Source organism: Pseudomonas sp. RC10, from assembly GCF_038397775.1.
Taxonomy (GTDB): Bacteria; Pseudomonadota; Gammaproteobacteria; order Pseudomonadales; family Pseudomonadaceae; genus Aquipseudomonas; species Aquipseudomonas bambusae.
Genome location: NZ_CP151650.1, coordinates 1,418,265 through 1,441,013 on the forward strand (window position 1 = coordinate 1,418,265; position 22,749 = coordinate 1,441,013).

At 59.1% G+C, this 22,749-nt stretch carries 19 protein-coding genes; 10 read left to right on the forward strand and 9 right to left on the reverse strand.

Annotated features, from left to right (window positions below; all coding sequences use genetic code 11):
- Positions 1 to 179 precede the first annotated feature (179 nt).
- Positions 180 to 782 carry a LysE/ArgO family amino acid transporter gene (locus tag AAEO81_RS06435; RefSeq protein WP_341962358.1) on the reverse strand — a complete coding sequence of 201 codons (603 nt, stop codon included), beginning with the start codon at positions 780 to 782 and terminating at the stop codon, positions 180 to 182.
- Positions 783 to 888: 106 nt separating this feature from the next.
- On the opposite strand from AAEO81_RS06435, the gene AAEO81_RS06440 reads away from it, so the two are divergent.
- The 3 genes from AAEO81_RS06440 to AAEO81_RS06450 all read left to right on the forward strand — a co-directional run bounded on the left by AAEO81_RS06440 (position 889) and on the right by AAEO81_RS06450 (position 3,833).
- Positions 889 to 1,788: a LysR family transcriptional regulator ArgP gene (locus AAEO81_RS06440; protein ID WP_341962359.1), complete on the forward strand. Its 900-nt coding sequence runs from the start codon at positions 889 to 891 to the stop codon at positions 1,786 to 1,788.
- A gap of 100 nt (positions 1,789 to 1,888) precedes the next feature.
- Positions 1,889 to 2,887 (forward strand): NAD(P)-dependent oxidoreductase, encoded by a 999-nt coding sequence (locus AAEO81_RS06445; protein WP_341962360.1) that lies wholly within the window; start codon positions 1,889 to 1,891, stop codon positions 2,885 to 2,887.
- 82 nt (positions 2,888 to 2,969) lie between these two features.
- Positions 2,970 to 3,833: an ATPase gene (locus AAEO81_RS06450; protein ID WP_341962361.1), complete on the forward strand. Its 864-nt coding sequence runs from the start codon at positions 2,970 to 2,972 to the stop codon at positions 3,831 to 3,833.
- Positions 3,834 to 4,084: 251 nt separating this feature from the next.
- Here AAEO81_RS06450 and AAEO81_RS06455 read toward each other — a convergent pair whose 3' ends face one another.
- The 3 genes from AAEO81_RS06455 to AAEO81_RS06465 form a co-directional block, all read right to left on the reverse strand.
- Complete coding sequence (locus AAEO81_RS06455; protein ID WP_341962362.1) at positions 4,085 to 5,134, reverse strand: alkene reductase; 1,050 nt, start codon at positions 5,132 to 5,134, stop codon at positions 4,085 to 4,087.
- 82 nt (positions 5,135 to 5,216) lie between these two features.
- Positions 5,217 to 6,383 carry an MFS transporter gene (locus AAEO81_RS06460; protein ID WP_341962363.1) on the reverse strand — a complete coding sequence of 389 codons (1,167 nt, stop codon included), beginning with the start codon at positions 6,381 to 6,383 and terminating at the stop codon, positions 5,217 to 5,219.
- A gap of 20 nt (positions 6,384 to 6,403) precedes the next feature.
- A complete protein-coding gene (locus AAEO81_RS06465) occupies positions 6,404 to 6,706 on the reverse strand; it encodes a helix-turn-helix transcriptional regulator (RefSeq protein WP_341962364.1) in 303 nt (100 codons plus the stop codon).
- 360 nt (positions 6,707 to 7,066) lie between these two features.
- On the opposite strand from AAEO81_RS06465, the gene AAEO81_RS06470 reads away from it, so the two are divergent.
- On the forward strand, positions 7,067 to 7,681 hold the full coding sequence (locus tag AAEO81_RS06470; protein WP_341962366.1) for an ACP phosphodiesterase: 615 nt from the start codon (positions 7,067 to 7,069) through the stop codon (positions 7,679 to 7,681).
- Here the strand turns inward: AAEO81_RS06470 and AAEO81_RS06475 are convergent.
- Together AAEO81_RS06475 and olsB are read right to left on the reverse strand one after the other, a co-directional pair.
- Entirely contained in the window at positions 7,624 to 8,430 is an 807-nt protein-coding gene (locus AAEO81_RS06475) for a lysophospholipid acyltransferase family protein (RefSeq protein ID WP_341962367.1), read from the reverse strand. The genes AAEO81_RS06470 and AAEO81_RS06475 overlap by 58 nt on opposite strands.
- On the reverse strand, positions 8,430 to 9,185 hold the full coding sequence (gene olsB, locus AAEO81_RS06480; protein ID WP_341962368.1) for an L-ornithine N(alpha)-acyltransferase: 756 nt from the start codon (positions 9,183 to 9,185) through the stop codon (positions 8,430 to 8,432). Before olsB ends, AAEO81_RS06475 begins: the two co-directional genes overlap by 1 nt.
- Before the next feature lie 372 nt (positions 9,186 to 9,557).
- Here olsB and AAEO81_RS06485 point away from each other — a divergent pair, with 372 nt between their 5' ends.
- Together AAEO81_RS06485 and AAEO81_RS06490 are read left to right on the forward strand one after the other, a co-directional pair.
- Entirely contained in the window at positions 9,558 to 10,646 is a 1,089-nt protein-coding gene (locus AAEO81_RS06485) for a serine hydrolase (RefSeq protein ID WP_341962369.1), read from the forward strand.
- Positions 10,643 to 10,981 (forward strand): amidase, encoded by a 339-nt coding sequence (locus AAEO81_RS06490; RefSeq protein ID WP_341962370.1) that lies wholly within the window; start codon positions 10,643 to 10,645, stop codon positions 10,979 to 10,981. Before AAEO81_RS06485 ends, AAEO81_RS06490 begins: the two co-directional genes overlap by 4 nt.
- 25 nt (positions 10,982 to 11,006) lie before the next feature.
- Here the strand turns inward: AAEO81_RS06490 and AAEO81_RS06495 are convergent, their stop codons facing one another.
- Positions 11,007 to 13,808, reverse strand: a complete 2,802-nt coding sequence (locus AAEO81_RS06495) for an RHS repeat-associated core domain-containing protein (protein WP_341962372.1) — start codon at positions 13,806 to 13,808, stop codon at positions 11,007 to 11,009.
- 192 nt (positions 13,809 to 14,000) lie between these two features.
- Between AAEO81_RS06495 and AAEO81_RS06500 the strand changes: the two genes are divergently transcribed.
- The gene (locus AAEO81_RS06500; protein WP_341962373.1) at positions 14,001 to 14,582 is read left to right on the forward strand and encodes a YceI family protein; all 582 of its coding nucleotides are present in this window, start codon (positions 14,001 to 14,003) and stop codon (positions 14,580 to 14,582) included.
- A 2-nt stretch (positions 14,583 to 14,584) separates the two neighbouring features.
- The gene (locus AAEO81_RS06505; RefSeq protein WP_341962374.1) at positions 14,585 to 15,742 is read left to right on the forward strand and encodes a phosphatidylserine/phosphatidylglycerophosphate/cardiolipin synthase family protein; all 1,158 of its coding nucleotides are present in this window, start codon (positions 14,585 to 14,587) and stop codon (positions 15,740 to 15,742) included.
- Between the two features lie 24 nt (positions 15,743 to 15,766).
- Here the strand turns inward: AAEO81_RS06505 and AAEO81_RS06510 are convergent, their stop codons facing one another.
- Together AAEO81_RS06510 and AAEO81_RS06515 are read right to left on the reverse strand one after the other, a co-directional pair.
- The gene (locus AAEO81_RS06510; protein ID WP_341962375.1) at positions 15,767 to 18,688 is read right to left on the reverse strand and encodes an RHS repeat-associated core domain-containing protein; all 2,922 of its coding nucleotides are present in this window, start codon (positions 18,686 to 18,688) and stop codon (positions 15,767 to 15,769) included.
- 16 nt (positions 18,689 to 18,704) lie between these two features.
- Positions 18,705 to 21,614: an RHS repeat-associated core domain-containing protein gene (locus AAEO81_RS06515; RefSeq protein WP_341962376.1), complete on the reverse strand. Its 2,910-nt coding sequence runs from the start codon at positions 21,612 to 21,614 to the stop codon at positions 18,705 to 18,707.
- 189 nt (positions 21,615 to 21,803) lie between these two features.
- Here AAEO81_RS06515 and AAEO81_RS06520 point away from each other — a divergent pair, with 189 nt between their 5' ends.
- Together AAEO81_RS06520 and AAEO81_RS06525 are read left to right on the forward strand one after the other, a co-directional pair.
- The gene (locus AAEO81_RS06520; RefSeq protein ID WP_341964478.1) at positions 21,804 to 22,388 is read left to right on the forward strand and encodes a DJ-1/PfpI family protein; all 585 of its coding nucleotides are present in this window, start codon (positions 21,804 to 21,806) and stop codon (positions 22,386 to 22,388) included.
- Between the two features lie 16 nt (positions 22,389 to 22,404).
- Entirely contained in the window at positions 22,405 to 22,737 is a 333-nt protein-coding gene (locus AAEO81_RS06525) for a ribbon-helix-helix domain-containing protein (RefSeq protein WP_166596532.1), read from the forward strand.
- The last annotated feature ends 12 nt before the right edge of the window (positions 22,738 to 22,749 follow it).

The following is a 22,749-nucleotide window of genomic DNA, read 5'->3' on the forward strand; positions in this document are numbered from 1 at the left end:
GGCCGTGGGAGTTGGCTTGCCTACGATCTGTTGCGAAGCAACAGCAACATCCGACAGCTCGGTTGTGTCAGGCACACCGCATGTACAGATTCTGCTGCCGCTTCGCGCCAGATCGTAGGCAAGCCAACTCCCACGGCCGTTGGCCAGAATCAGCGGCTGCAGGCGGCTATGGGGCGGTATCACGCGGTTCTGATTAACTGCACCGCCACGCTGAACATCATCACCGCAACCATCAAGTCAAGCAGTCGCCAGGTGGCAGGCCGGGCCAGCCAGGGGGCGAGCCAGGCGGCGCCGATGGCGAGGGTCGAGAACCACAGCAGCGACGCGCTGGCGGCGCCGGCCACGTAGGCGCTCGGTTCGGTCTGTTGCGCGCCGAGGGAGCCGATCAGCAACACGGTGTCGAGGTAGACGTGGGGATTGAGCAGCGTCACCGCGAGCGCTGTCAGCAATACGGCGCGACGTGAGCGCTGACCGTTGGCGTCGCCTTCCTTCAAGCTCTGGGGCGACAGCGCGCGACGCAAGGCCTTGGCGCCATACCACAGCAGAAACACCACGCCGCCCCAGCGCGCCACGGCCAGCAACGTCGGGTTATGAGCCAGCACGTTCGCAAGCCCGAAGACCCCGGCCGCCACCAGCACCACATCACACACGATGCACAGCACGGCCACGGACAGGTGATGCTCGCGACGCAGACTCTGCGCCAGCACATACGCATTCTGGGTGCCGATCGCCATGATCAGGCCGAACGCGACCAGCAGTCCGTTGAGGTAGCTTTGCCACATGATGAGGTGCTCCGAGATGGCGGTGATGCGAAGAAGATGTGGCGATTGTCGGCGCTGAGGCTGTATAAGAAAAACCAATAATCCTGATCACTCATTAGGAAAAGTGATGTTCGATTACAAGTTGCTTTCCGCGTTGGCGGCCGTCGTCGAGCAGGCCGGGTTCGAAAGGGCGGCGCAGGTATTGGGGTTGTCGCAATCGGCGGTCTCCCAGCGGATCAAACTCCTGGAGGCGCGTGTGGGGCAGCCAGTGTTGGTGCGGGCCACGCCCCCGACACCCACCGAAATCGGTCGGCGCTTGCTCAACCATGTGCAGCAGGTGCGCTTGCTGGAGCGCGACTTGCAGACCTTGGTCCCGGCACTGGACGAAGGCGGCGCCCCCGAACGTCTGCGCATCGCGCTCAATGCTGACAGCTTGGCAACCTGGTGGGCGCAGGCCGTGGGGGATTTTTGCAGCGAGCATCATCTGCTGACTGAACTGGTGGTTGAAGATCAGGAAGTGGGCCTCAAACGCATGCGCGCCGGGGAAGTGGCAGCGTGTCTGTGCGGCAGCGAGCGGCCGGTGGCCGGGGCACGCAGCTTGCTGTTGGGCGCCATGCGCTATCGTGCGTTGGCCAGCCCCGCGTTCATTGCCCGGCATTTTCCGAACGGCGTGACCCCGCAGGGGGTGGCGCAGACCCCGGCGCTGGTGTTCGGGCCAGACGATTTCCTGCAACACCGGTATCTGGAATCGCTGGGCGTCGAGGGCGGTTTTCAGCACCACCTTTGCCCGTCGTCAGAGGGTTTCATGCGCATGACCGAGGCCGGAATGGGCTGGGGGCTGGTGCCGGAATTGCAGGTGCGTGAGCAACTTGCCAGCGGAAAACTGGTGGAATTGTTGAGGGATCGCTGCATCGATGTGCCGTTGTACTGGCATCATTGGCGCAATGGCGGGCAATTGCTGACGCAGCTGACCGATCACCTCGCAAAAAAAGCCGGGCAATGGTTAGTGCCGCTGGCAGCGGACTGAGCGTCACTGCCGGTGTTGAATAAGCGGGACCTACAATTGACCGTCCGACGCCATCACGGCGGCGCTCGGTGCGAAATGTATAGATGAGATGGAGCGGTAAATGAAGATTCTGGTCACCGGCGCGAGCGGCTTCATCGGCGGACGCTTTGCGCGTTTTGCGCTGGAGCAGGGGTTGAGCGTTCGGGTCAACGGCCGTCGTGCGCAAGGCGTCGAGCACCTGGTACGTCGGGGTGCCGAGTTCATTCAGGGCGACCTGAACGACCCGGAGCTGGTGCAGGCTTTGTGTGACGACGTCGAAGCCGTGGTGCATTGCGCCGGAGCGGTGGGCAACTGGGGGCGTCGTCAGGACTTCCATCAGGGCAACGTGCAAGTCACTGAAAACGTGGTCGAGGCCTGCCTCAAACAGCACGTGCGGCGTCTGGTGCACCTGTCATCGCCTTCTATCTATTTCGACGGCCATTCGCACCTGAACATCCGCGAGGAGCAGGTGCCCAAGCGTTTCCACAATCATTACGCGGCCACCAAATACTTGGCCGAGCAGAAAGTATTCGGCGCCGAAGAGTTCGGCCTCGAAGTGATCGCGCTGCGGCCCCGTTTCGTCACGGGGGCGGGCGACACCAGCATCTTCCCGCGCCTGATGCAGATGCAGCGCAAGAAGCGCCTGTCGATCATCGGCAACGGGCTGAACAAGGTCGACTTCACCAGCATCCAGAACCTCAACGAAGCCCTGCTCAGCAGTCTGCTGGCGACGGGGTCGGCGCTGGGCAAGGCCTACAACATCAGTAATGGCACGCCGATTCCGATCTGGGACGTGGTCAATTACGTGATGCGCCAGATGGAGTTGCCGCCTGTCACCCGCTATCGCTCGTACGGCCTGGCGTACAGCGCCGCTGCGATCAACGAGGCTGCGTGTCTGCTCTGGCCCGGCCGACCTGAACCGACGCTGTCGAGAATCGGAATGCAGGTGATGAGTCGAGATTTCACGCTTGATATCAGCCGCGCCCAGTATTATCTGGATTACCAGCCCAAGGTCAGCGTCTGGACCGCGCTGGACGAGTTCTGTGGCTGGTGGAAGGCCCAACACGGCGCCGAGCTGTAAAACACCCGGCGATTCGGGTGGTCCTAACGTTCGGCGGAGCGAATCCGCCCTTCAAGATTCAACGGATTTCAAAGGGAAACGCATGCGCAAAGATCCGTATGACGACGTCGATGACGTCCCAAGCCTCAGCGCCAAAGATGATGACGACGATTTTATTCCGACCACGGCGGGCGCTCGCGAGCGCACCACGGTGTATTCGCGCACCACGCCGGTGGTGAAGGTGAAAGCGCCGGGTACAGGCGCGTTGTGGGCGTTGATCGGCGCGCTGTTCATCGCGTTCTGCGGCCTGGGCTGGTGGAGTTTTCAGCAGGTCTCGTTGATGGAACAGCAACTGGTCGCCACGCAAGAAAGCTTCGCGCGGATCAGTGAGGAAGCGGCGGGGCGTCTGCAGGACATTTCCGGCAAGGTTGTAGCCACTGAATCGGTTGCCAACAGCGGCGGTGAAGCGCTGAAAGCTGAAATCAAGGCGCTGCAGGATCAACTCGCCGAGCAGAGCAAACAGCAGCAGGGCGCGGCCGGGGTGCAGGGCGGTCTGGACAAGCGTCTGGAAACCATCGCCACGCAAGCGACGCAGCAGCAGGCCACGAACCAGCAATTGCAGGATCAGCTCAAGGCCGTGATCACGGAGTTGGCGGCACTAAAAGCCGCGATGCCGGATGGCAAGTCGGCGCAGGCCGATCAGGATCGTCTGGATTCGCAGCTCAAAAGCTTGAGCGCGGACGTGGCAAATCTGAAGAAGAGCAACAACAGTCAGACCATCGAGCGTCTGGAGCAGGACATGATTGTGCTCAAGAGCGAGCAGGACAACCGTCCGGCGCAGGCGGCGTCTTCAGGGGCGAGCACCCAGGAATTCGATGCGTTCCGTGGGCAGATGACCCGCAACCTGAACACGTTGCAAAGCCAGATTCAGACGTTGTCGCAGCAGATCAATTCGCGGGCTCAGTAGCGTGTTGGCTTGGGACCGTCACGCTGATGCCCTTCGGGCCTATTCGCCACCAAGGCGGCTCCCACATGTGTTGCAACGTGCCACGGCCTGAAAGTTCTCATTGTCCGCCTTGGGATCGTGTCGGATATACAAGGCGTACAACGGGGTCCTTCAGAATGCGGCACGTTGCAACCGATGTGGGAGCCGCCTTGGTGGCGAATAAGCCCGCAGGGCATCAGAGTATCGATCCAAAGCCCTAAGACCCTGAAGCCTTACAACGCCGGATAGTCGATATAACCCACCGGCCCTTTGGCGTAGAACGTCTCTGGATGCGGCTCGTTCAGCGGCGCATCCGTCGCCAGGCGCGCAGGCAGGTCAGGGTTGGCGATGAACGGCACGCCGAATGCGACAGCGTCGGCCTTGCCACTTTCCAGCCATTCGTTGGCGCTGTCTTTGGTGAATTTCTCGTTGGCGATGAACACCCCGCCAAACGCTTGTTTCAGGCGCGGCGACAGGCTGTCGTCGAGTTCGCGTTCGCGGGCACACAGGAAGGCGATCCCGCGTTTGCCGAGCTCCGTCGCGACGTAGGTGAAGGTCTCGGTCAGGTTGTCGTCGCCCATGTCGTGCAGGTCGGCGCGTGGCGAGAGGTGCATGCCTACGCGGCCAGCGCCCCAGACTTCCACGACGGCGTCAGTCACTTCCAGCATCAGGCGTGCACGATTTTCTACGGAACCGCCATAAATGTCGGTGCGCTGATTAGTGCTGGTCTGCAGGAACTGGTCGAGCAGGTAACCGTTGGCGCCGTGGATTTCCACGCCGTCAAAACCGGCAGCCTTGGCGTTCTCTGCGCCCACGCGGTAGGCCTCGACGACGTCTTCGATCTCAGCCAGTTCCAGCGCACGTGGCGTCGGGTAGTCGGCCAGTGGGCGAACCAGGCTGACGTGGCCTTTCTGTTGAACGGCGCTCGGTGCGACCGGCGCTTCACCGTTCAGGTAGATCGGGTGGGAAACACGGCCCACGTGCCACAGTTGCAACACGATCTTGCCGCCCGCCGCGTGAACGGCCTTGGTGATGTTGCTCCAGCCACGGACCTGATCGTTGGACCAGATGCCCGGTGTGTCGGGGTAACCGACGCCCATTGCGGTGACCGAGGTGGCTTCGGTGATGATCAGACCAGCCGAGGCGCGCTGCACGTAATACTCGGCCATCATCGCGTTGGGCACGCGGCCTTCGTCGGCGCGGCAGCGGGTCAGCGGGGCCATGACGATGCGGTTGTTCAGATCGAGTTCGCCGATCTTGATCGGGTCAAAAATCGTGGTCATCGGAAGGTATCCTCAGTGAAGTCTGTAAAGGTTGAATCCGCAGTCTTTTAACGCATGTCGCTGAAGCGCTGACTCTAGAGGCTCAGTTCGCCACAGCAGCCAGCTCGGCATCGCCGCGCTGACGGAAATTGATCAGAGTCACCACCAGGGCCAGCACCGCCAGGGCGCCAGCGGCCAAGGGCACGCTGGTGAGGCCAAAACCGTGGGCGATGACACTGCCGCCGACCCAGGCGCCCAAGGCGTTGCCGACGTTGAAAGCGCCGATGTTCAGGGTGGAGACCAGATTTGGAGCGTCCTTGCCGAAGGTCACGACGTTGATCTGCAACGCAGGCACGGCGGCAAAACAGGCGACGGCCCACAAGAACAGCGTCACTTCCGCCGGGATCAGCGCAACAGCGGTCCAGCTCAGGACAGTCGAGACCACGGCCATGGTGATGAACACGCCGATCAGCGTGGCGGCCAAACGACGATCCGCCAGCTTGCCGCCGATGATGTTGCCGAGGGTCAGGCCCAGGCCGACCAGCATGAGTGTCCAGGTCACGCCATGTGGCGATACCCCGGTGATTTCACCCAGCAACGGTGCGACGTAAGTAAACAGGGCAAATACGGACGCAGCGAACAAAGCGGTCATGCTCAGCGAAAGCCAGATACCGGCGCCCTTGAGCACTGCCAGTTCGGCACGCATGTCGAGTTTTTCTTCGTCACGTTTGGCGGGCAGGAAGCGGATCAGGCCGATGAACGCGATCACGCCGATCACGGTCACCGCGTAGAACGTCGAGCGCCAACCCGCCTGTTGACCCAGTGCCGTACCGAGCGGCACACCCAGCACGTTGGCCAGGGTCAGGCCGGTGAACATCAAGGCGACGGCGGAAGCGCGGCGATTGGCGGGCACCAGACCGGCAGCGACCACGGAGCCGATGCCGAAGAACGCACCGTGACACAGAGCAGTCACGACGCGGGCGAACATCAGCACGTTGTAATCAGTGGCGACGGCGCAGAGCAGGTTGCCGATGATGAAGATGCCCATGAGGATCACCAGCGCCGCTTTGCGTGGTAACCGCGAAGTGGCCATCGCCATGAACGGCGCGCCGATGGCGACACCCAATGCGTAACCCGTGACGAGCCAGCCCGCCCCGGGAATGCTTACGCCCAAGTCAGCGGCGACGTCGGGCAACAGGCCCATGATGACGAACTCGGTCGTCCCGATGGCAAAGGCGCTCAAGGCCAGAATAAGTAGCGAAAGAGGCACGGGGCGTCTCCTGAAAGTGTTCAGAGCTGACGCGTCAGCTCCTGCAAAAACGCCTGAATGGCGTCTTCGTTACGTTTGAAAAAATGCCACTGACCGTGCTTTTTGCTGGTGATCAGCCCGGCACGTTGCAGCGTCGCCAAATGGGCAGAAACGGTCGATTGCGAAAGGCCTGCGCGCTGGTCGATCTGACCGGCACAGACGCCGCCGTCGAAGGTGTGTTGCTGATCCGGAAAGCAGGCTTCAGGGTCTTTCAACCAGGAAAGAATCTGACGCCGCACCGGGTGCGACAGGGCTTTTATGATGTCGTCGAGGTTGATAGGCATGTCGTTCTCAATCCGCGTGTAGCGGTATATCGCGATGGGGCGAACTTTATATCTGTGCATCGCGATATACAAATATGAAAGGGTGCTAAGGAGCGTGTGAATCGGTATATCGGGTTATAACGATATGGAGTTTATGCTTTATCTCGCGACTGCTCTAACGGGTTACGGTCCTGGCAAAAGCAGGCGCACCGCAGTGCATCTGTGGTAGCGAATTCATTCGCGAAAATCGTTCAGTCGCTGAGATTACTTGTCCGCACCGACCCTTTCGCGAATAAATTCGCTCCCACATGGAGATCGCCGTTATAGCTGGGGGCGTGCAGCTGCTTTAGGGATCGTGTTTATGTCTGATACATTCTTCCCATGAATTACCTCGCACACCTCCATCTCGGCGGTCAGACGCCTGCGCAACTGCTCGGCAGCCTGTACGGCGATTTCGTCAAAGGACTGTTGCCGGGACGGTTTCCTGCGGACATCGAAGACGCCATCCGACTGCATCGACGCATCGATGTGTTCACCGACGGCCATCCCGTGATCAAACAGGCGATGGGGCGATTCCCGGCGGAGCGCAGGCGTTACGCGGGGATTGTGCTGGACGTGTTTTTCGATCACTGCCTGGCGCGGGATTGGGCGCAGTATTCGGACGTGCCGCTGCCTGTCTTCACTGACAAGGTGTACCGGGTGCTGGCCGATCAGCCGAACTTGCCTGAGCGCCTCGCCTACATCGCTCCGCGCATGGCGGCGCAGGACTGGCTCGGTTCGTACGTGGACTTCGAGGTGGTAGGCGATGCGCTGGCCGGGATTGCCCGACGCCTGTCACGCCCCGAGGGACTGGCCGGCGCCATGCAGGAACTGCAGGCGCTTTATCGGCCGTTGAGCGACGATTTCCGTGCTTTCTACCCCGAGCTGCAAGGGTTCGCTCAGGCCGCTCTGGCAGCAGGGCGTGCCTCGGCGGGCTTGGCAACATCGCCGGACTGAGTCGCTTCGCCAAACAGTGCCGTCTGCACCGCTTGCTGAGCTTCAAACGCCAGTGCTGCGCGTTCCTTGCCTTGAGACTCAATCGGCGTCAGCAACTGGATGTGTACGTCGCTGACTTCGTTGGCGAACAGGCGACGCAGGTGCGACAGCAGGTCGTCATCGCCAATGAATGGCGCGATCTGATCCGTCTTGCCATCACGCAGGTACTGAATCGCGACCGGTTGAATCGCCACGCCAGTCTCGATTGCACTCGACAGCAAGCGACCGTGGAATGTGCGCAGGCTGCGACCATCGGTGGTGGTGCCCTCGGGGAAGATCACCAGCGAATGATTGCCCTGCAGGTGTTGGCCCATTTGCTTCTGGATCAACTTGCTGTCGCCCGACCCGCGACGAATGAACAGCGTGCCCGCTTTCAGCGCCAGCCAACCCGCCACGGGCCAGGTGCGCACTTCAGCCTTGGACAAAAACGACAACGGGGCGAGTTGGCCCAGCAGGGCAATGTCGGTCCACGACACATGGTTGCAGACCCACAGCGTCGGCTGGCCCGGCAAATGGCCGCTGACCTTGACGCGGAACGGCAGGGCACCGGTCAGGCGCGCCATGAACCAACTGGTCCAGCGCTGACGACGGGCCATGGAGTTGCCGATGCGCAGGCGTTCCATCAGGGCGAAGGTGCCCGCGATAGTCAGGCCCAGCGCGATGACCCCGAGCACGCGGATGACTCGCGCATGACTGCGCAGCGTGCTCATCACACGGCTGCCTTGAAGTGGCGAGCGTAGCGCGGGCACAGCTCGTCGCGCTTGAGCAGGATGAACACGTCGGCGACCTGGAAATCCTCGTCCCAGCACGGCTCGCCGCAGATTTTCGCACCCAGGCGCATGTAGGCCTTGAGCAGCGGCGGCATTTCGCAGATCACGTTGTTTGGAAGGTCGAGGTTCGGCAGCGGATTTTTTGGCTCTGCACGCAGATGCTCGGTGCTCAGATAACGCTCGCGCAGGCGCTGCATGATGGCGTGGGCCTGAATGCCGCCGTCTTGCATCGGAATGCTCGCGCAGCCCATCAGGTAGCTGTAGCCGCCTTCGTTGAGGACTTCGGCCAGCTCGCTCCACAGCACGGCGATGGTGCCGCCGTTACGGTAGGCCGGATCAACGCAGGTGCGACCCAGTTCGAGGATCGGGCCTTGCAGATGGCCGAGGCCGTGGAGGCTGAATTCTTCTTCGCTGTAGAACCGGCCCAGGGTGTTGGCAGCCTTGTGGTCCAGCAGGCGCGTGGTGGCGACAAGGCGACCGCTGTTGAGGTCGCGCACACCGATGTGCATGCAATGTACGTCGTAATCGTCGATGTCGAGGCCCAGTTCAGCGCCCTTGAGTTTGGCGTTGAATTCGCCGCTGAACACACTGAAGCGCAACGCCTGTGCTTCCTGCATGGCGTCTGGCCCGATCAGGCGTTCGGCCTGCAGGCGACGGTCGGAGGAGGTGTCTCGAATGCTGGCAATCTGAGTCATGTGGCGTCTCCGTGGGCCAGCCTTGGTCCAGGCCGGTCGACTGATGATTCGAAGCATTGCTGTACGAATGCAGGCTAGGGAGGGCCGATGTCATGACTATTAAGCTTTGGTGATGGTTGCGTGACAGGGTTCGAGACGCATGGAGAAGGGCTGGCTGCACGCACGATCATCTGTGGGAGCGAATTCATTCGCGAAAGATTTCACAGGCGACGCAAATGTGTCGCCTGCGCTAGCGGCTCGCGAATGAATTCGCTCCCACAGGAAGATTGCGTGCCGCTGCTGATGCCGCGGCGGTCGCGTCGCTACGGGAATACCCTGCGCTGTCATCATTGCCTGCTAGGGTTTTGAGCATCCTGCATTCGAGACCCGTTCATGCGCCGTCTGCTGTTCACGCTTTTCCTTTTTCTGATCGCCTGCCAGACCGCTGCCGAAACGTGGCCTGATGAGCAATGGCCCGCGCACCCCTTGGCCCCAAGCGCGGCGCTCAATGATCTTGAGGCGTATGCCTTCCCGCCCCGCGACGAGCAAACGCGCAAGGGCATTCGCACCGACGCGTTGTTGATCATTCGCAACGGCGAGGTGGTCTACGAGCGCTATGCGGGCGTCACCAAGGCCGAGACGCCACACCTGACCTGGTCAATCAGCAAGAGCATTCTCGCGACGGTGCTCGGTGTGGCGTTCGGTGAAAACCGCTTCACGCTCAGCGATCCAGTCGCTAGGTTTTACCCGCCGTTCAACACTCACCCGGACATCAAGATTCAGGACCTGCTGCACTGGGCCTCGGGCCTGGACTGGCAGGAGGATTACGAATACGCGCCGCTCAACTCGTCAGTGGTCGCGATGCTCTACACCCGTGGTTGCGGCGATATGGCGCGTTTCACCGCCGAGCATGATGTCGCCAGCGCCCCCGGCACGTCCTATCGCTATTCAAGCGGCGACAGCATCGTTCTGGCCGCAGCGCTGAAAGGCATGGTCGGCGACGCCGCTTACCCGGATTATCCCTGGACCGCGCTGTTCGACCCCTTGGGCATTAACAGTGCCGTCTGGGAAACCGACGCCACTGGCACCTTCGTCGGCTCGTCTTACGCTTACATGACGGCCCGCGATCTGGCGCGCATCGGCCTGCTGATGCAGCAAGGGGGTCGTTGGCAGAATCGTCAGTTGCTGCCCAAGGCATGGGTCGATTTCAACCTCACGCCGTTCGCTTCACAGACGGCCACTCACGAAGCCCCCGGCGGCCATTGGTGGTTGAACAAAACAGCAGGCGGCCAACCTGGCCCCTGGCCCGACGCGCCGCCCGACACCTTCGCCGGGCTCGGGCATTGGGGACAGGCGCTGTACGTGATCCCAAGCGCTGGCCTCGTGATCGTGCGTTACGCCGACGACCGCGACGGCAGTTACGACCACGATGAGCTACTCAAACGGGCCCTGAAAGCCGTCACCGGGGAGGGCGTCCAATGAGCGCGCGTAAAGGCTTACTTCGGCGTCGCCCGTTCAGCAGTGCCGCCATCCTGATCCTGCTGTTTTTGCTGGCCATGATCTGGCCCTGGCGCGTTCAGTTAGAGGCGTTCCCCACCATCATCAGCGCCTACACCGCCAAGGAATATTGTTCGTGCCGGTATGTGATGAACTACCCCGCGGACTATTGTCAGGGCTACGTGAAACAGTGGCTGCCGAGCACGCTGACCGAAAGCCTGAATGACAAGCGCATCACCGCCACCGGCATGGGGCGTGAGAGCCGCGCGCAGTGGCAGGGTGTGCGGCAGGGGTGCCGGCTTGCTTCTGAAGTGCATTGATATCCAGCTTCCAAAGTTCATCATTTCAGGTGTTGTAACGCTTCGCTTTTTGCGTAGTGAAATGACGGGGGAAGCGGATTTCAGGTTTGAATAATGTGTTTGTGAGCAGGTGTATTTCGTCAGGCGTAGACATTGCCAGTATTTTGGTTCGATCTTCTTTGGGAAGCTGACGCGCCTGCAAAATGATCGACAATGCCAACGCGTCCTTCGCTTGGGTTCCCGCGAACATGTGAGCAGGCCGTAATCTGGCAAGATCTCTGTTCTCAAGAATGAACTCTCCGAACTCGCTTAACTCAAGTGGGAAGGCAGAACGCGTCTCTGGTTCAAGCTGATCAACCAGGACCATGTGTGAAGATTTGAAGTCTTCATCAAAAGGAACACGGAAAACGGTCTTACCATACTGATTTTTCCGCTCTATCAAGTTTTGGCCTGTTTCTAACGCAAAGAATACATAACCAAAATTTTGGAACTCGGTTAAGTCTTTATCGAAAGAGTGTCCGGTAACCGGTATGTCATTTGCTTCGAGCCAGCTGCGAGATCTCAACGTCAAACGCTGTTGTTGATCCAGAATGTCAGGGTTGTCAGTGGCATGAGTTAAGTGGAATTCGGTCGTTTGGTATCCCTGATAGAATTGCTTTTCATCGTCGGTCAGGGTTTTTAATGATCTCCTTAGGTTGCTGATGTTTTTTTTCATCAGACCTTCTAATGATTCAGGAGCGCGCCCTGCGTTACGCTCCCTGAAACCTGTGAAAAAAGTGCCCTCGTCATACATAGTACGAGCTTCTCTAAACGCATTATTCTTGTAGCTCTTCATTCTTATCGCATGAGTAATAATCCGGGCGGCCTGATCGGGCGTCATGCCTTCACCACCCGTGAGATCCATTCTGTTGATCGGGTTATTCATCACGAACGCAAACTGATTCAATCCATCAGCGGTGCCCTTGGGATCGGGGTTTATCCACCGGCTCAACCATGGCGCGTAATACCTGAGCCCGTAGTAGTACAGTCCTGTCGCATCGCGTTCTTTACCGGAATACCTGACAGTCTTGTATTTGGCTTCGATTGCGTTGCGCGCAACCCAGTAGGCTGTGCCGCCAAAGGAGTAGTAATTTTCCTGACTGAGCAACGCACTTGCGTGATCGAGTTCGAGTGTCGATGAATTCAAAACGTCAGCGATACTGAAACGAATCTGATCGTTAGCAATGCCCTCAGGTTTTCCTGCTCGCCAGTGCAGCACTCGCACGTGGCTATGTCCCACCTGGATTGAAGCGATATGCAGCAGCTCTCCACCGGGTTCGCTGCGGATCTCCAGGCCCGGCAGATAACGCACTTCGGCGATCAGCCTTCTGTTTTTTGCCAAGGTGTGACGAATTTTGCGGCAGCGCAGAGCACTACCGCTGTAAACATACACTTCATCGTCTTCGCTGCCGTCCTGATGCTGCACCGCTGTCACACGCGTCAGCTGATTGTCGGGGTTCCAACTCAATAATTGCCTGCGCATCAAGCGTTGAAGATTGCCGTTGGCATCAAACCCTTTTTCAAAATCTGCGTCGCTGTCATCTGCTGAAAGACTGCGATTGCTGTTCGGAGCGATCAGCATGTTTCGAGTGAAAGAGTGCGCGCCGACGTGGCGCATCTGCAGCAGGTTGCCACCCTCGTCGTACCGAAACGTCTGGGTGTAGTTGCTCAGTTGCTCTGGATTGAGCGGTAGACTGCCCAAGTCTGGCAAGGCAGGGCCGTGGCTAGCTCCATTCGAGACTTCACGCCCAGTCGCCCCTATGAGTTGGTACAGACTGTCATAGGTGTAACGGCTCACCGGCTCGGTTTTCTGATTGGCGAAGAAGCGTACTGGCTGAGCTCTATCCTCGATTTCGATAGCGTTTCCTACAGGGTCAAATTGATAGTTCAAATCCTGTAGCACGGCTGCGTCGCTTCTTTGAGTGCGAATCCTCACCCTTCGTCCAGTCTCGGGTTCGTACACATGGAGCGTCTTTACACCATTGCCCAAACGCTCGATTTCAATCTGGTCTTCTGCGTTATACCTCGCCTCCGCGAGCACTGATTGAACGCTATCCCGTCCTGCCAATTGCAAGCGGATTTCTTTGGGCAAGCCGCAGATAGTCTGCGAATACCAGCGCTGATTGCCGACGGCATCTGTCTGGCCGGTAATAGAGGAGGTGGCATCGAATCGTGTCGAGGTGACAAACGCCTCAACGGGCTCATGCAGCGCATCGCGCTGGGTCATATCCGCGGGCCAATCCGGCGCGTGCAGTTCACTCAGAAATTGCCGTCTCTCGACCATCGTGTCTGCGCCCAGGCTGTACTCAACAAAGGTCGAGGTGCCTGCCGAATCGTCGTGGCGAACCAACTGGCCGCAGAGGTTACCCCGCGACGATTCATGGGAGGCATCGCCGTAAGTGAGGCGCTCAACAATTTTCGATTCAGACTCGCTGGAATGTGCGGTGATTTGAATAAGGCGAAGGCACTCATCATGATCGGTTCGGTGATAGCTGCCGCGTGCATCCCAGCTTTCAAGGGTTTGCGCGTCTGCACCTGGCAGGTGCAGGCGCCAGCCCGCGTCTGTGCTGGTGTCGAGGATGCAAGTGCCTGCGAGCGTGTGGGTGAATGTTGAGTGGGGGGGCAGCGCGTTTGCCCATAACCGAGGGTCCCAATCTGCGCCCGGGTGTCCGGAGAGGTTCCACATGTGACGGGTCACGCGTTCATCGGCGATGCCAGCCCCTTCACTCCGGCAGTAAGAAATGTCTCGCACCAGGAGCGCACGTGGATCGCTTACGCGCAGGTTCGGCGTTCGAGTATCGATGTTCATGATCCAACGTCCCTGTCAGTCTTGATCCTTTGAGTATAGGGGGCCTGACTCCGAAACCAGTGACGCCGACGGAAGGTTCGTCAAGCCAGGGCGGGCAACAATCGTCTTGCATGCACCCGATTCAGAACATCCCCGTTTGCCTGCGGTCAGACAGCCGGATAAGGTTGCTTCAATCGCGCCGCTGGAGTTCTCATGCCCACTTTCCCCCGCCTGCTGCTGGCCTCGCTCGCCGTTCTGGCGCTGCCTGCGCAGGCGAATTGGTATCTGGATAACGAGTCGTCGCGACTGTCGTTCATTTCCACCAAAAATGCTGATATCTCCGAGGTTCACCGTTTCCTCAACCTTCATGGGAAGGTCGACACCAAGGGTGTGGCCGAGCTTGAGGTCGAGCTGGATTCTGTCAGCACCGGCATTCCTCTGCGCGATGAGCGACTGCGCAAGCAGCTCTTCGACATCAAGCAATTTCCCGAGGCGACTGTCACGGCGCAACTGGACATGCGACCCATCAACGCCCTTGCACCCGGCGCGCAGCTCGAACTTCGCCTGCCGTTGAGGGTGCAGTTGCACGGCCAATCGCAACGCTACAGCGCGCAATTGCTGGCGACCCGGCTGGATGAGCGACGCTTTCAGGTGGTGACGCTTGAGCCTCTGGTGTTGCACGCCGAGGACTTCGGCTTCCTGCCGGGCCTCGACGCATTGCGCAGCGTCGCGAATCTTTCCGCCATCAGCTTCTCGGTGCCCGTCGGCGCCGTGCTGATCTTCACGGCGCGCTGAGCATGAGAGGCGCGATCTTTCCGTGGCGTGAAGACAACCGGTTCAACTTGATGATCGACGGCCCCGCGTTCTTCCCCCGCATGATCACGGCCATCGAAAACGCTCAGCAGCAAGTAGAGCTGGAGCTGTATCTGGTGGAAGCGGGCGCCTGCGCCGAAGCGGTGGTGCAGGCGCTGGTGAATGCCGCGAAACGTGGCGTCATTGTGCGCTGCCTGTTCGATGACTTCGGGTCGCTGGCGTTTACCCTCAGCCTGCGCACGCGCCTGACCGAAGCGGGCGTGATCCTGCGTTTCTACAACCGCGTGCATTGGCGGCGCGGCATTCGCAATTTTTACCGCGACCACCGCAAACTGCTGCTGGTAGACAAGGCACTCGCGGTGGTCGGCGGCACCGGGGTCACTGACGAGTTCTGGCGCCCCGATCAAGACGCCAGCGAATGGCACGAAGTCATGGTGGAAATTCGTGGCCCGATGGTGCTGGATTGGCAAGCGCTGTTCGACCGCCAGTTCCACGCGAATCCTCGCCGCCGCGCGTGGCGACCGGCTGAAAACTTCGGCCTGCCGCGCTTGCCTAAAGCCCCTGTCAGCGGAGAGGGGCTGGGCCGTGTGGCGTACGCTGATTCACGGCAACACCGCGACATTTTGCAATCGCTGATCCGTTCGCTGAACACCAGCAGAAAGCGTATATGGCTGGCGACCCCATATTTTCTGCCCACCTGGAAAGTCCGCCGCGCCTTGCGCCGAGCAGCCTCCCGAGGCGTTGACGTGCGCTTACTGCTCACCGGGCCGCGCACCGATCACCCGTCGGTACGCTACGCCGGGCACCGCTACTACCCCCGTCTGCTCAAGGCCGGGGTAAAAATCTTCGAATACCAGCCGTGCTTCCTGCACTTGAAAATGGTGCTGGTGGATGACTGGGTCAGCATCGGTTCGTGCAACTTCGACCACTGGAATTTGCGTTTCAATCTGGAAGCGAACCTTGAGGCGATGGACCCGACGCTGACGCGGGCCGTGCAGGAGAGTTTCGAGCGGGACTTTCTGGTGAGTAATGAAGTGAGCCTTGAGGACTGGCAGCGCCGACCGCTGTGGCGGCGAGTCCAGCAGCGGTTGTGGGGTTGGGTCGATCGGCTGGTGGTGAATGCGCTGGATCGTCGGGGTTAATTGGCTCTCACACGGGCTAAACATTCACCTGCGATGAAAAGACAGGAAGTTCCCGATGGGCCTGGCGGGTCTGGAGGCTCTTGAGTTGATCTTCAGTGTATTAACTCGCATCACGTGCGCGCCGCTGTCATCAATGACCCCGAGCGTTGATGAGTCTCCGCCGTCCAGATTCCAGGATGACGCTGCCGCAAGCCCTGGTCCACCGTTAACTGGACTGTCATTCAATGCGTCAAGGCGAGTCATGACGGTGGTCCATTCGAGCATGGTAAAGCCCGGTTCGTCGGCTTTACGTGCGTAGGAACCTCGACCGGGATTCAGAGCCATTGCCAGCCGTGTTTTTGCCGTGTCCCCTGCCGCCAGGCTGATTCCTGAGCGGGCATTGGGATCGCTGGCATGACCCAACGCGCCAACATGTGATGTCTCGGCGCTGTATTGGTTTCGCTCAAGATCACTGTCCTGCCTTGTGAAGCGAGGTCTCCTGTTCATTGTCAACTTGGGGGCTACATGAATAAACGACCCATCTTGCAGCGTCAGCTTTGTATAACTGTCGGCATAGCTCGGGGGAATCGGTATGGATGCCTTGTCTCGGCCGTCAATGAGGTTCTCGCCTACCGAGGCGTAGTCAGCAATGCCTTGATTGGGCGCGGGGCTTCCCATGTTGAAGTAGCTGCCATTTATATAGGCGGTCGGCATGGAGCCGCTGGCATTGGCAATCTCCGCACTTGAGGCTGAGCTCAGGCGTATTGATGCATCACCGCCAGAAACCTTGCCCTGCAGACTACTGTCCAGAGCAAGATAAAAAATTTGTCGGGGGGCTTTCGCTTGACGGTCGAGAGCAATGCCCACACGGTCAAAGACTGAGCTGTCGCCTTTGATCGAAACACTGATGACGCCTTGGGTGGGGGTCTGGACTTTGACAGGAGACAGAAACCTTCTGACGTGGCTCTGGATGAGAGTGGCGGCCTGATTGGGGTCCACTCCGTTCATTCCCTGTGCGTCGAGCTTGCGAACCGGTGTGTTGCTGACGAAGCAGTATCGGTTCAAGTGATCGACACTGCCTGCCGGATCGGTGTTTAACCATCGCATCAACCACGGCGCGTAGTACCTGAATCCGTAGTAATACAGCCCGGTTGCATCGCGCTCTTTGCCTGAGTAGCGAATGGTTTTGTATTTAGCGTCCACCGCATTTCTCGCCGCCCACCAGGATGTGCCGCCGAATGGGTAGTAGCTTTCCTGGCTGATCAAGTCGCCAGTGTCATCCAGTTCCAGTGTGCTAGAACCCAAGTGATCGGTCAGCGAGTGGCGCACTTGATCGTTCTCAATCTCCTCGGGTTTTTTAGCTTGCCAGTGCAAAATCCGCACGCTGTGACTGCCTGCCTGAACCGTGCAGACGTTCAGTGTTTCGCCAGTCGACGCCGTGCGGATCTCAAGCGCCGGCAGATAGCGCACCTCGTACAGCAGCGTTCTCGTGGCGGCCTGGGAGTTACGAGTCTTGCGACAGCGCTGCCCGTTGCCGTCGTACACGTAATATTCGTCATCGTTCTTGCGGTCGTTGCGCTTGACGGTGTTGATCTGGCTGAGTTGATTGCGCACGTCCCAGTACAAATCCTGCCCCCGAATGAGCTGTTGCAGATTGCCGTTGGCATCGAAGCCCTTGTCAAAATCCGGATCGACATCGCCTTCAGGCAGGCTTCGATTGCTGTCTGGGGCGACAAGCATTGTTCGAGTAAATGACTGCGCGCCGACATGGCGCATTTCCCGCAGATTACCCCCTGCGTCGTAGTCGTAACGCTGGGTGTAGTTGCTCAATTGGTTGGGGTCTTGAGGCACGGATTGAAGCGCTGGCAGGGTAGGCCCGTGGCTGGCACCTGTAGCAACTTCGCGGCCAGTAGCTTCGATCAATTGGTACAGCGTGTCGTATTGATAGAGGCTGACGGGATCAATGCGTTGGTTGGCGAAAAAACGAGTGGCCTGAGCGGCGTCCTCGATTTCGACGACGTTGCCCACCGGGTCGTAGCGGTAGTTCAGGTCTTGCAAGACTGTGCCGTCGGCTCGTGAAGAGAAAGTGCGTGTCAGCCGCCCGCTTTTCGCCTCGTAGGTTTTTTCGCTGATGACGCCGTTGCCCATACGCTCGCTTTCCACTTGGCCATTCGGGTTGTAGCTCAGGTCGCTGATCAGTGCCTGAAAGCTTTCTGCATTGCCCACCCGAAGCCCTGTTTCGCGAATCTGCCCATCGTAGGAGTGAGCGTATCGGGTGCGGTTGCTGGCGGCATCTATTTGAAGGATGAGCGTTGCAGTTGCGTCGAAAACAGCAGTGGTCGTGTACCCGGCGCCGGACTCAAGCAGTGCTTCCCTTGAAGACAGTTCCAGTGGCCAGTCAGGTTGTTCGACTGTCTGCAAAAACCTTCGATTCTCGATTAGCACACCCCCCGCCAGCCCGAAGTCTTGAGCACACCACGTCCCAGCCGGGTCGTCGTGGCGAATCAGTCGCCCGCATTGATTACGCAAAGCGAAACCGTCCGAAGCATCGCCATAGGTATAGCGTTCGACTACGCCCGCCGTTGCGCCGATCAGCTTTTCGGTGATGGAAGCAGGCCGCAGGCAGTTGTCGTAATCCGTCCGGGTGAAACTTTCCCGGCCATCCCAACGCTCGACCGATTGCCCGTCAGCGCCCGCCAGCATCAGCCGCCACCCAGCATCGACGCTTTCATCGAGCAGCGTTTGACCTGATAACGAGGGAATCTTTCTGCTGTTAGCCGTTGCAGCCATTGCCCACAGGCGAGGATCCCAGTCTGCGACGGGGTGACCGGCCAGATTCCACGTGTGACAGGCGACGCGCTCATTGGCGGTGCCAGCCTCTTCGCATCGGCAGTAAGAGACGTTTCGCACAATGAGCGTACGTGGATCGCATACGCCTAGGCTTGGCGTTCGAGTATGGAGGTTCATGATCCCAACGTCGTGGCTACTTGGTGAATGAGAGGTATTTAAAGCTGGTGGCTAGTTTTCTAATTTGGTTCTGCGGAGCAGAGGTCGGGATGACATCCTGCTGTTGAGACCCCATCGCGACATCGAGCAGCTCTTGAGTTGATAGACCAAATACGCGGGATTGTGAAACGTAGCTGGGCGCCCCGTCCGACGACAGAAGGACGGAGCCTGATGCTCGAGAGAGCGAACTCTCGGGTGTTGAGACAGGGGTCGAGCCTGGCGTCGAAGTGGGGGTTGAGGCGAAATTGAAGCGTGATCTTACTGGACTAGAGGGCGAAGAAGATGTTGCGCTATCGCTCCTTATCAAAGAGGGACGAGAGGCCGAGCGCTTCAACGAGCCATAGAGCGCAGCCGATGCAACTTCGGTTTGGGCAATGCCGTTGCCGGTTGCCACGCCAATCGCGCCCGCTAGCTGGACGACCGGATTAGGCGAATGCATGGCTATTCCTCCCACTATTTTAAAGGTCGAACTGACCACTTGACGGTTTCGGTCCAATTCTTCCTGAGGTCGGTCGGGACCATTGAATATATCGGATAACGGTCCCATTACCTTGCTCGTCATTTTCTCGCCGACGACGGTATTTAACGTGCCTGAAATGATCTCTCCACCGTGATACATAACGGCACCTGACGGGCGCGATGTATCTGTCCTGACAGCCGCCAGTATATGAGCGTCTCCTGTCACCCGGAAATCCTTACGGCCTTGGGCGCTCAGGTCCTGGATGGCCTCGGGTATCGCTTCACGATACGCTGCGGCGGCTGGAGACAGGTCCGGCCTGCTTCCCCAGTAGTTCCTGATTGGAGCCATACCTCTGGCCTGTATCGGATTAATGATGTCTTTATCCGCTAATCGTTTGTAGGTGTCGTCGGTGAGCGCCGGTCGTATTTTCGGTGATTTCTTTCTCTCGCGCTGGGGCTGGGGCATCCGACCATCGGGATCGTGATATGTGATTGGATTCTGATTCATCGCGGCGAAGGCGTTTAGCCCGGTCAGGTGGCGAGTAGGGTCGGGATTGAGCCATCGCATCAACCACGGTGCGTAATACCTGAACCCGTAGTAATAAAGTCCCGACGCGTCCCGCTCCTTGCCTGAATACCGCACCGTCTTGTACTTCGCTTCTGTTGCACTTCTGACCGCCCACCATGCTGTCCCGCCGAAGGGGTAATAGCCTTCCTGGCTGATCAACCCGCCCTGTTTGTTGAGTTCCAGTGTGCTTGAATCCAGATGATCGTTGAGGTTGTAACGCACCTGATCGTTCTCGATGCCGTCGGGTTTGTTGGCAACCCAGTGCAGTGTATGAACAAGGTTGTGCGCGATAGGTGTCGTGCAGACGTGCAGGATTTCTCCATTGGGTTGCGTGCGGATTTCGAGACCAGGCAGGTAACGGGTTTCGGCAATCAATGTACGGTTTTTGGCTCGTGTGCTGCGTACCTTGCGACAGCGCTGGTCGTTACCGTCGTAGACATATGTTTCGTCGTCATCGGCGGCGGCGTCACGTTTTACGCCGGTGACCTGCGCCAACTGATTGCGTAGATCCCATTCGAGTCCTTGGCCCCGCTGCAGATGCAGCAGATTGCCGTTGGCATCGAATCCGCTGCAAAAATCCGCATCCAATTCATCCATTGCCAAACTGCGATTGCTGTTGGGGTCGACCTGCATACGGCGAGTAAAGGGCTGCGCGCCGACATGGCGCATTTCCAGCAGGTTCCCACCTGCGTCATAGTCGTAGCTCTGGGTGTAGTTGCTCAGTTGATTGGCGTCTTGCGGCAGGTTTCGAAGCGCTGGCAATGCTGGACCATGGCTGGCACCGGTGGCGACCTCACGGCCGCTGGCTTCGATCAACTGATACAGCGTGTCGTAGCGATAGCGGCTGACAGGGTCGATGCGTTGGTTGGCGAAAAAACGAGTGAGTTGGGCGGCGTCCTCGATTTCAACGATGTTGCCCACCGGGTCGTAGCGGTAATTCAAATCCTGCAAGACTGTGCTGTCGGCTCTTGAAGAGAAGATGCGTGTCAGTCGTCCGGTTTCAGCTTCGTAGGCTTCTTCACTGATGACGCCGTTGCCCATACGCTCGCTTTCCAGTTGGCCATTCGGGTTGTAGCGAGGGTCGCTGATGAGCGTCTGAGCATGCTGCGCGCTGGCCAGTTTCAGGCGTGTCTCCCGTAGGAACCCGCCGACGGTTTTGCGGTGCTCAGTGCGATTGCCGACCGCATCGGTCTGAAAGATGAGCGCTGCGGTGGCGTCGAAAACGGCCGTGGTGGTGTGCCCGACGCCAGGCTCTAACACGGCGTCGCGTTGGCCTGAATCAAGGGGCCAGTCAGGTGGTTCGTCCGTCTGCAAAAACCTTCGATTCTCGGTTAGCACACCACCCACTAACCCGAACTCGTGCGCGCACCAAGTGCCTGCAGGGTCGTCGTGGCGAATCATCCGGCCGCATTGATTATGTTCAGCGGATAACGCAGAAGCATCGCCATAGGTAAACCGCTCAACCACGTTCGGATGCGCATCGATCAATGTTTCAGTCACCGAAACCGGCCGTAGGCATTCGTCGTAATCAATCCGGCTGTAGCTTCCCCGACCATCCCAACGCTCGACCGATTGCCCGTCGGCGCCAGACAGCTCCAACCGCCAGCCCGCGTCAACGCTCTCATCGAGCAGGGCCCGACCCGATAAGGAAGGCGTTTTTCTGCTATTCGCGGTTGCAGCCATTTCCCACAAACGAGGGTCCCAATCGGCCACCGAGCGTCCGGCCTCATCCCACGCATGACGCGTCACACGAGCCTGAGCCTCATCAATCTGATCGATTCGATGCCAAGCCACTTCACGAGCCAACAATCCGCGAGGCTCGATGGCGTGCAAGTGGGGACTAAAGGAATGGAGACCCATGCTCATGACGTCCTTGTCGGCTGATCATTCAAGGTTAGAAGCCGTTTGACCGGGCGAGCGGGACTCGCGACCAATGGCGCGCCGGTCATACATCTGCCGGATGTGTCACGCCTGCGCTGTAGTACTAGGCTGTTACCCGGAACTTGAGCGCTGCGCGAATACTCGACGGCATAAAATAGAAGGAGATTGATCATGGCTGCGAAGAAAATCCTCATGCTGGTCGGCGATTACGTCGAAGACTACGAAGTGATGGTGCCGTTTCAGGCGCTGCAGATGGTCGGTCACACCGTCCACGCCGTCTGTCCCGGCAAGAAGAAGGGTGACGTGATCCGCACGGCGATTCATGACTTCGAAGGCGATCAGACCTACAGCGAAAAGCGCGGACATAACTTCGGGCTGAACTTCGACTTCGACAGCGTGAAATCCGCCGACTACGACGCGCTGCTGGTGCCTGGCGGGCGTTCCCCGGAATACCTGCGGCTTAACCAGAGGGTGCTTGAGTTGGTGCGCGAGTTTGGGCGCGACAACAAGCCCATCGCTGCGGTCTGCCATGGTCCGCAATTGCTGGCCGAAACCGGGGTGTTGAAGGGCAAGTCGTTGAGTGCCTATCCCGCGTGTGCGCCCGAGGTCAGGCTGGCGGGGGGCGAGTATGTCGAGATAGGGATGGACGAAGCGCACACAGACGGCAATCTGGTAACCGGTCCCGCCTGGCCTGCGCATCCGGCGTGGCTGGCGGCGTTTTTAAAGGTCCTCGGCACCCAAATCATTTTGTAAGACGGAGGTTTTGACCATGTGCGAACTCTACGTTAAAGCTGATCCGATCCTCTACGAGTCCCGCTCGCGCTCGCTGCGCATTTGTGGCGTGGTAACGACGCTTCGGCTGGAAAATCAGTTCTGGGACATCCTCGCCGAGATTGCCGGGCATGACGGCATCACCACCAATCAACTGATCAGCAAATTGTATGAAGAGGTCATGGATTATCGCGGTGAAGTGGTGAATTTCGCATCGTTCCTGCGGGTCAGTTGCATGCGCTACCTCAGCCAGCATCGAGCGTTGGTCACACCCTTGAGCCTGGTGCGCAACAACGCTTCGGCAGGGGAAGCCCTGCCGCTCAGCGGGTAAAAACGCATCCCC

Bases quoted from the DNA above. Each gene is read 5' to 3' on its own strand.
- AAEO81_RS06470 (WP_341962366.1), top strand. From the start codon at position 7,067: ATGAATTACCTCGCACACCTCCATCTCGGCGGTCAGACGCCTGCGCAA.
- AAEO81_RS06475 (WP_341962367.1), bottom strand. From the start codon at position 8,430: ATGAGCACGCTGCGCAGTCATGCGCGAGTCATCCGCGTGCTCGGGGTC.
- AAEO81_RS06450 (WP_341962361.1), top strand. From the start codon at position 2,970: ATGCGCAAAGATCCGTATGACGACGTCGATGACGTCCCAAGCCTCAGC.
- AAEO81_RS06485 (WP_341962369.1), top strand. From the start codon at position 9,558: ATGCGCCGTCTGCTGTTCACGCTTTTCCTTTTTCTGATCGCCTGCCAG.
- olsB (WP_341962368.1), bottom strand. From the start codon at position 9,185: ATGACTCAGATTGCCAGCATTCGAGACACCTCCTCCGACCGTCGCCTG.
- AAEO81_RS06435 (WP_341962358.1), bottom strand. From the start codon at position 782: ATGTGGCAAAGCTACCTCAACGGACTGCTGGTCGCGTTCGGCCTGATC.
- AAEO81_RS06490 (WP_341962370.1), top strand. From the start codon at position 10,643: ATGAGCGCGCGTAAAGGCTTACTTCGGCGTCGCCCGTTCAGCAGTGCC.
- AAEO81_RS06525 (WP_166596532.1), top strand. From the start codon at position 22,405: ATGTGCGAACTCTACGTTAAAGCTGATCCGATCCTCTACGAGTCCCGC.
- AAEO81_RS06445 (WP_341962360.1), top strand. From the start codon at position 1,889: ATGAAGATTCTGGTCACCGGCGCGAGCGGCTTCATCGGCGGACGCTTT.
- AAEO81_RS06455 (WP_341962362.1), bottom strand. From the start codon at position 5,134: ATGACCACGATTTTTGACCCGATCAAGATCGGCGAACTCGATCTGAAC.
- AAEO81_RS06440 (WP_341962359.1), top strand. From the start codon at position 889: ATGTTCGATTACAAGTTGCTTTCCGCGTTGGCGGCCGTCGTCGAGCAG.
- AAEO81_RS06500 (WP_341962373.1), top strand. From the start codon at position 14,001: ATGCCCACTTTCCCCCGCCTGCTGCTGGCCTCGCTCGCCGTTCTGGCG.
- AAEO81_RS06495 (WP_341962372.1), bottom strand. From the start codon at position 13,808: ATGAACATCGATACTCGAACGCCGAACCTGCGCGTAAGCGATCCACGT.
- AAEO81_RS06465 (WP_341962364.1), bottom strand. From the start codon at position 6,706: ATGCCTATCAACCTCGACGACATCATAAAAGCCCTGTCGCACCCGGTG.
- AAEO81_RS06505 (WP_341962374.1), top strand. From the start codon at position 14,585: ATGAGAGGCGCGATCTTTCCGTGGCGTGAAGACAACCGGTTCAACTTG.
- AAEO81_RS06510 (WP_341962375.1), bottom strand. From the start codon at position 18,688: ATGAACCTCCATACTCGAACGCCAAGCCTAGGCGTATGCGATCCACGT.
- AAEO81_RS06515 (WP_341962376.1), bottom strand. From the start codon at position 21,614: ATGGGTCTCCATTCCTTTAGTCCCCACTTGCACGCCATCGAGCCTCGC.